Origin of the sequence: Bacillus cereus group sp. N21 (genome assembly GCF_016483395.1) — a bacterium.
Classification (GTDB): Bacteria; Bacillota; Bacilli; order Bacillales; family Bacillaceae_G; genus Bacillus_A; species Bacillus_A pseudomycoides.
Genome location: NZ_JAEHBX010000125.1, coordinates 1 through 7519, shown reverse-complemented (window position 1 = coordinate 7519; position 7519 = coordinate 1). Strand labels below are relative to the sequence as shown.

The window sequence follows — 7519 nt, the reverse complement described above, 5'->3', positions numbered from 1 at the left end:
AAAGTGTCGGAAAAAATTTTTTGACACCCTTACAACGGCTCAAACCGTTGAAACATCAACATTTATAGAGGGAGGTTTTATTATCAAAGAAAAACATCGTAACATTACCCTCGCAATATTAGGATTATATTCCGTTCTGATCCTCTACTTTATGTTTCTTGGTTTCGATAGATTGGGATTAAAATATATTAACCATGAATATGAATTCCAGTTAATTCCGAGTAGTATTCCTTTGGGCTTGCCAAATATGGTAGATGGGGAAGATTTTAATCTATGGTTTTTTAATTTTGGAAATTTAACAGCATTCATACCTTTTGGGGTATTAATTCCTATGTTATATCGTTGTAGCTTTATTAGATTTATTACTTCATTCTGTATTTCTATTCTTATACTAGAAGTCCTACAAATGGTTACTTTTCTTGGTGGCTTTGACATTGATGATGTAATTGTGAATGCAATGGGTGCTACAATAGGATTTTGTGCATATAAAATAGGATTTCGCTCTAATAATACTTTGAAAAACTTTATTATTACAGGTGTAACAGTATTTATCTTGACATTAGGAGTACTTGTAGTTGTAGGTGAAATTAATAAATCATTAGAAAAGGAACAACAATCCCTAAAAAATGGAACCGTTATAGCGCTAAATCAACTGACAGAAAGTACTGGATATGTACCGAAAGTTAACAATTCCACTAGCTTTGAAGTGGCTCATAAAAAAATTGAACCTAAATTAAATATGTATAGTAGTAAAGGGACAAATTCTCAGCAATTTAAATACTTGTTAAAAGGTAAGTATGCAAAACTTTCGGGATATCTCGGTATCCCTGATGGTGCTAGCAAACATTCCGGTAAGATAATTATTTCTATTGATGGAAAAGATGTACAAACCATTCGATTCTCTGAAGAAAGCATATCTACATTCACAAGTTCTTTTGAGATAGAGCTGAATAAAGCAAATGAACTTAGTATTAAATTTATTGATACAGATGCATTGCTATGGGATGTTAAGCTTACAGAATGGAAAAAATAATGAATTGAAATCCACTAGTTTAGATACTAGGGGGTCACTATACATGCTCATCAACTTAAGAAATTAATTGTTCCCCAAAATAAAAAAAATGAACTAAATTTTCATGGACAACTATGAAGAGATAAAAATTTCGTTTTGGGGATACTCTAAAATATTAGGTTGATGGCGATGTGTGTATTTCCCGTAACAAAAATTTATATCCCACAAAGTTCAGATAAAACTACGATTTGATTTTACATAGATATGGGCAGTTTTCTATAGTTGTTATGTAATTACTATCAATAACAATTCGAATTTAATTTTAAAACGATATACAGCTCTGGATTCATTAGCGTAAACGAATCCAGAGCTGTACTATTTTATAAATAGAAAGCAGGAACCCGTTATGGATTCCTGTTTTCTGCTTTACAACCCTTTTTTGATTAGTGAGGATAATAGATTGATTTATAGGGTTTGTTACTATTTATAACATTTAAAGTAAAAATAAGAAATCAGTTCTGTATTTGACTTCTTATTTTTTAGGTTGTTGAGAATATTGAAAGTTTTAAGTAGACAGCATGTTATCTGGTTTCTTATTTTTATGTACTGTAGAATTTGTATCATATAGATTGTTTAATAAACGATTATACTCATTTCTTGTAATTTCTTTATTATATAATTGAATTAATAAATCTTTATGTTCTTTTGAAAAGGCCATTTTATCAAAAAACTTAGGATACATAGCACCATTCTCTCCGCTTCCTGTTGAATTTATGTTTTGTATTTTGTAACTGAGAATTAGAAAAGTCCCTATCCATCATTATAGATAGGGATTTTTCAGCTGCTGTTTTAGATACCGTTGTATAGTATAAACATTAGGTGTCTTTTAAAGTATAGCATAAAAATTATAATATATTTAGATTTCATATATTGTGAAATACAGAACCCCGACGGCTACCAAAATAATATCTTTCTTGAACTATTTCCCTTTAAAATATTGCATTTGCGATTCTCTTTACTCTTTTTTCTAGAGTTTAGTCTCATTTAGAAAAATGAATCTGATGAATAATTAGTTTAAAATTCAGCATTAAAGCAACTATCTGGAATCTAATTGTAATTCAGATTTGTCGTTTGTCAGTGTATTAGCAGAATTACAATTTCCAGAGTAGATAGCTCTTGCTTCATCACACGAATCAGATTTTTCACAGCCTATAAGTAGTCCTAATGTTATAAATGATAATAAAACCTTTTTCATTATAATGCACGCTCCATACTAATTAGAATGTTATAATATTCTTAGACCAAGCGAAATTATAACATGTATTTCCATTATAAAAAAATATGTATTGAATTAACAAAACTGAGGAAGGTCAGTTTTTGACCAATTTATATAATAGCCCTCACCATACCATGCCCGTCAACTTTAGAAATGGGTTGCTCACCAAAAAGAAAAAATAAGTTGAATTCTCATAAACAACTGTAAAATAATAAAATTTTCGTTTTGGGGTATTTGCTTTTCTTAACTTGATGGGCATGCGGTGAGACCCCGGATAGTCCTATTCCAACAATAAGAATAGTTTTTAGGTGGGCGGCTGTCTCTGCTAATGCAGAAAAAGCGGGATAAACCTATTTGGTAATTTTTCGTATGATTATAACCTACTTTTACACGTATCTCGGCTGAACCCCTAATTTTTATAATCATTTTAATAATTTCCTTCTGCATAGGATTTTAAAGTATAATCAAAGTCACCATCTGGATTATTACGAGCTGATTCTTGGATTTTAAGATAATAGTTTTTTTCTGCTTGTACTTTGTAATAAAAACATAGACTATAACCAAACCCCACAGACAGAAAAAAGGAATGTTTACTGTCTGTGGGGTTTTATCATTTTAAAGGAGCTTGGGGGTAAGCCTGTTTAATCAATTTTTTCTACCACATCTAAGCGAATTAATTTTAAATCGTCTGTTTTAATTGCACCTGTTGAAGTAGATGATGCTTTAATTTTTTCCATGTGTAAATGTATTTGTTATTTGTTATTCACGTACGTATCAAACCATAAATGGATATATCCAGCTGTAACACGCTGCGCTTCCATTAAACGTTTTCCTGTTATCGGTGTTACTTCTGCACGCCATTTATCAGCAGAGTCTTGTGATACAGCTGCTTTTAGAAACCAATTTTTCGTCTTATCATTAACAATTGATGGAAAATCAGCTTTTGCTGCTGATGCTGATGCATGAACCCACTCTTCTGGATTTGCACTTTTCCAATTCCAATAGCCATTTCCATCCGTTACTCTATAATTGTCTTTCACTGTATCAACGAAATTTTCATATTTTGAGTGGAAGCCAAATGGATGCGAAATGTTAGTAAAGTTTGCTGCATGCATAGGTTGGTTAACATCCCCTAAATAATGAAGTGATAATCCTAAATAGAAGAATGCATTTTTAAGATCTTTATTTTGATATGCTTCACCAGCTAATTTAAAATATTTTGCACCTGTTTGCTTTGCTTGTTTAGCAAATGGAATATATGTACTTTCTGAATCAGGATCATAGAAGTGTGAAGCAAATGTAGAATTATCATAGTATGGGTTTTCATAATCCGCAGAGTAAATACCTTTCTCTAGATCCGTACGCCATTCATTTAATAGCGCCGTCTCATTTGGCTTTACTACAGTCGTATTTTGGGACATAATATCCATGGCTCTGTTTACAATCCATAAATGAGAACTTACTCCTTCATTATGTATAGATTCTGCTGACCACTTTAGAGCAATTGGTGGATCTTGGTGACCATTTTCATGCGCAAACGCCACACTTTGGATAGGAGCTGTTAAAGCAATTACAGAAGCTATAGCTAAAATTTTTCTTTTCATAATTATTCCTCCAATTGATGTATAATTTAACTTTCCTTCATAGCGTGTTCTCTTACCTTATCGGAAGAGACATGGAATGCTAATAAGTACAGTTATATAAAGCTGAATGTAATGGATACCCTATTGTAAAGGTACTAATTCATAGCCAGCGTAGTCTTCAGGGGCAGATATTCCCCACAATTTGTCTTGATTTGCAAATGGTTGCTCTGAAGTCTCTAGCTGGAAAGTTGTTGTAACTCCATAACTAGATTGCTGTGGATCTGCATTATACCAGTCAGTAGGTCTACCAAGTTTATCTCTAAGATAATCCGTTTTACCTGTAACTAAATCTATTTCCTTCGAATTTTTTTTCTTAACTGTTAAAGTGCTTCTTGATTGGTCACTAAAATAGATCCAGCTTCGATTGCCTGCATTTACATATTTTTTTGTTCCTCCTGCATCAGCATTTGGTCCCCCAATCCACATTGACATTGTAATTGGAGTATTATTTCTTATATATCCATCACTCTCTACTCCAGCCGGCACTTCAAAATTGATAGGTGTACCATAATACTCATTACCTTTTGTATCCTTATGCTTTTCAGCAGCACCGTAATAAGACGAGTTTTTATATTGAATTACATAATGCCAACCCGCAAACTTCTCATAAGTTATTCCAAGTCTATTCTGACCTACGGGTGCTACTCGTTTTTCAAAAGGAATACCTGTCACCCACAAATATTTGTCTACTAGTATGTAATCTTTATTTGTGGTAATTGGATCCCCATAAACATCAAGTATACGATCGTCCTCAGCTGCATAAGCAGAATTTGTAGGAAAAATAGTTACGATCAAACTAAATAGTAATAATAAAAACGTAAGTATAGGTAGTTTTCTTTTCATAAACATGTCTTAATTTCTCCTTATTTTCACGAATGGTTTTACCACTTGTGCACATGATCTACTAGTAAATCAACCTCATCCTATCTAGCAAATCTTTCATTTTTCTTTCATAAATGTTACAAAAGTCTTTCAAAGGTCTGACTTCTTTGTTGATGAAACTAACACACAAAAAAGGAAACCTGCATGTTTATTGGCTTCATAGATCACTCATTCAATAACATAGATATAAATATGCAATTTTACATATTGGAATGTAATGATGTCTTTGTAAACGCTTACCGAAATAAAAGCATGAAGATGTACCACATCTAAACACCAAGAAAGAGGAGAAAATAATATGAAAATCGCAATGGCAGTTTTAAAATTTGTAGGTGGATTACTTCCATTCGTTCAAGAACTTTTAAAAGCATTTATGTAAGTTCATTATATTTTGAATCGCAACTTCCAAGCTGAAAAACCAAATAAAAAATGGATTACAGATATTACAGAGTTTAAATTATTTGGAGAGAAGTTATATGTATCACCGGTGTTGGATTTATTTAATGGCGAAATTATCACGTATACAATTGGTTCAAGACCAACCTATTCACTTGTTTCAACGATGTTAGACCAAGCCTTTGAACGTTTAACAGACGAGGATATACTCCTTATTCATTCTGATCAAGGCTGGCACTATCAAATGAAACAATATCGTCATTCTCTCAATAAACGTAGCATTACCCAAAGTATGTCACGTAAAGAGAACTGTTATGATAACGCGGTTATTGAAAATTTCTTTGGCATCATGAAATCAGAATTTCTGTATCGAAAAGAATTTGAAAGTATAAACCATTTTAAGCAAGAACTAGTAAAGTATATAGAATACTATAATCATAAAAGAATTAAGGCAAAACTAAAGGGCATGAGCCCGGTACAATACCGGGCCCATGCCCTTTAGTTTTGCCTAATGAAATAACCTGTCTAACTTTTTGGGGTCACTTCAATGTAAGGTGACCCCTATTAAGGAACATATACGCTCTATGTTGGGATTTAAGTCATACCAAACAGCTGTGTCTATCTTGAGTGGTATGGAAGCGATGCATATGGTCAAAAAAGAACAAATTGATTTACGGAATCAGTCTGTCCAAAATCAGAATAGTTTTATCCATCAGCTGTTTGGATTAACGGTATAAGGAAAGATTCAGGTAGGAATCCTTGCTTTTTTTTAATTTATCATCTTTTTGCACCGGAACCACAATTTGCGCTCAAATTGAACTTACCAAAAAAAGCTGCTTCATCAGCAGCTTTCTCCCTATCTATTATATTTTCTCTAATTCACTACCAAGAAACTTCGCAATCTCTAGCATACCGTATTTCCCAACAACTGCTTCGGCGTCAGCATTGTAGTTTGTGTTTGTATTAATGTCATAAGTGAAAATTTCACCATCGGCATTTCGAATAAACTCAATGCCCGCGATTGCGATATCATTTGCAGCCAAAACAGCCTCATATTTTTGAATAATTGGGTCATCAAAGCCCTCAATAATTTGAAACTTCGGTTTTTCCGGGGCTTTCTCTCCAACAGGACAGAACAAATCGCCAATTTGACAAGCATCAGCTGGGCACAATTCAAAGCCTTTGGATGTATCGACTTGAACTGCATATACAAATTTCCCGCCTACAAACTCACAACGTGTAATGTAAGGCTCAGGAGATTGAATGTATTCTTGAATTAATGTAATACCATCTACTGGCTCTTCAAATGCTGCACTTTCTACGTATTCTTGTAAAGAAGCATCAGACTGAAACAGTTGAACACCTAGTCCTTTTCCAGCACGGTTATGCTTCGTAATAAATAGACGTCCTTCAAATTGCGTTGCCGCTTCTATAATATGATCCTTACCAACAGCTGCAATTGTCTTAGGTGTCCGGATTCCTTCTGCATTCAGTGCCATATATTGCGCGACTTTACTTACTTCAAGCTGCAATGCTCTGCTTCCGTTGAACACTTTTCGATTATGCCTCTCTAACCAAGCAAGGACAGCACCCGTAAACTCTGGTGCAAAGCGGTGATTTCTTGTGTGAGAAGAAGCGCTCATACGGTTATAAAATACGCCCTGCGGCGGAACAGACGAAAGATCAACATTCCCTTTGTCCAAATGCCATTCTTCATAAGGAAGACCGAGTTCTTCTAATCTTCTCGTTAGATGTCTTGTCCACTCTGTGTTTTCATGAATAACGTGAATCTTCTTCAAGGGAATACCTTCTTTCTAAAATGTGATTATATTCATTATACTATTTTTGGTAGTCTGCAAAATACTAATTTTACAATAATTTAATCTTAATACAAGAAAAAACGAAAGACAATACGAAGCGCCTTTCGTTTTCTTACTAAATGACAAAGTCCTCCGGTATAAAGTGAAACTTTAATCGGATATACTTCTCTTGGATTTACTCCTAATATATCAATCACTTTAGTATCAGTATCTCTTTTGATTTCTCAGATTTCTTCGATCATTACTACATTCTTATACAAGTATTTTCAATAATAAAAAAGAAATAGCACCGAAATCCCAAAAACCCCCAATTTTATTTTTTAGAGTAAGTTGAGGGTTTTTGAACCAGAAAGGTATATTTTTAACTATAAAAACTATGACAAAATTTATCCGGTTTTCCTTTTTGCCTACTTGCTAAATTCAGCAAGTAAAATATTTTTAAAAGGGTCAGGACTGTTAGCTTTACCCATGCTGTTCAAATTGACGGCCA

The 7519-nt window shown here is 33.4% G+C and carries 5 protein-coding genes and 3 pseudogenes; 3 read left to right on the top strand and 5 right to left on the bottom strand.

Annotated features, from left to right (window positions below; translation table 11 throughout):
- Nucleotides 1-151 precede the first annotated feature (151 nt).
- A complete protein-coding gene (locus tag JDS96_RS29225; RefSeq protein WP_098335004.1) occupies nt 152-1033 on the top strand; it encodes a VanZ family protein in 882 nt (293 codons plus the stop codon).
- Nucleotides 1034-1577: 544 nt separating this feature from the next.
- Here JDS96_RS29225 and JDS96_RS29220 read toward each other — a convergent pair.
- The 3 genes from JDS96_RS29220 to JDS96_RS29210 form a co-directional block, all read right to left on the bottom strand.
- Nucleotides 1578-1754 (bottom strand): hypothetical protein, encoded by a 177-nt coding sequence (locus JDS96_RS29220; RefSeq protein ID WP_170959698.1) that lies wholly within the window; start codon nt 1752-1754, stop codon nt 1578-1580.
- 1286 nt (nt 1755-3040) lie between these two features.
- A complete protein-coding gene (locus JDS96_RS29215; RefSeq protein WP_199668923.1) occupies nt 3041-3892 on the bottom strand; it encodes a phospholipase C in 852 nt (283 codons plus the stop codon).
- Between the two features lie 120 nt (nt 3893-4012).
- The gene (locus JDS96_RS29210) at nt 4013-4780 is read right to left on the bottom strand and encodes a hypothetical protein (protein ID WP_199668922.1); all 768 of its coding nucleotides are present in this window, start codon (nt 4778-4780) and stop codon (nt 4013-4015) included.
- A 421-nt stretch (nt 4781-5201) separates the two neighbouring features.
- Here JDS96_RS29210 and JDS96_RS29205 point away from each other — a divergent pair.
- Nucleotides 5202-5711 (top strand): annotated as a pseudogene (locus JDS96_RS29205) (IS3 family transposase); the annotation flags it as partial.
- Between the two features lie 61 nt (nt 5712-5772).
- Nucleotides 5773-5946, top strand: a pseudogene (locus tag JDS96_RS29200) (IS6 family transposase); the annotation flags it as partial.
- A gap of 126 nt (nt 5947-6072) precedes the next feature.
- Here the strand turns inward: JDS96_RS29200 and JDS96_RS29195 are convergent.
- Both JDS96_RS29195 and JDS96_RS29190 read right to left on the bottom strand, forming a co-directional pair.
- On the bottom strand, nt 6073-7008 hold the full coding sequence (locus JDS96_RS29195; protein ID WP_199668921.1) for an ATP-grasp domain-containing protein: 936 nt from the start codon (nt 7006-7008) through the stop codon (nt 6073-6075).
- Nucleotides 7009-7436: 428 nt separating this feature from the next.
- Nucleotides 7437-7519 (bottom strand): annotated as a pseudogene (locus JDS96_RS29190) (serine hydrolase); the annotation flags it as partial.

Coding starts and splice junctions, on each gene's coding strand:
- JDS96_RS29210 (WP_199668922.1), bottom strand. CDS start 4,780: ATGTTTATGAAAAGAAAACTACCTATACTTACGTTTTTATTATTACTA.
- JDS96_RS29220 (WP_170959698.1), bottom strand. CDS start 1,754: ATGTATCCTAAGTTTTTTGATAAAATGGCCTTTTCAAAAGAACATAAA.
- JDS96_RS29225 (WP_098335004.1), top strand. CDS start 152: ATGTTTCTTGGTTTCGATAGATTGGGATTAAAATATATTAACCATGAA.
- JDS96_RS29215 (WP_199668923.1), bottom strand. CDS start 3,892: ATGAAAAGAAAAATTTTAGCTATAGCTTCTGTAATTGCTTTAACAGCT.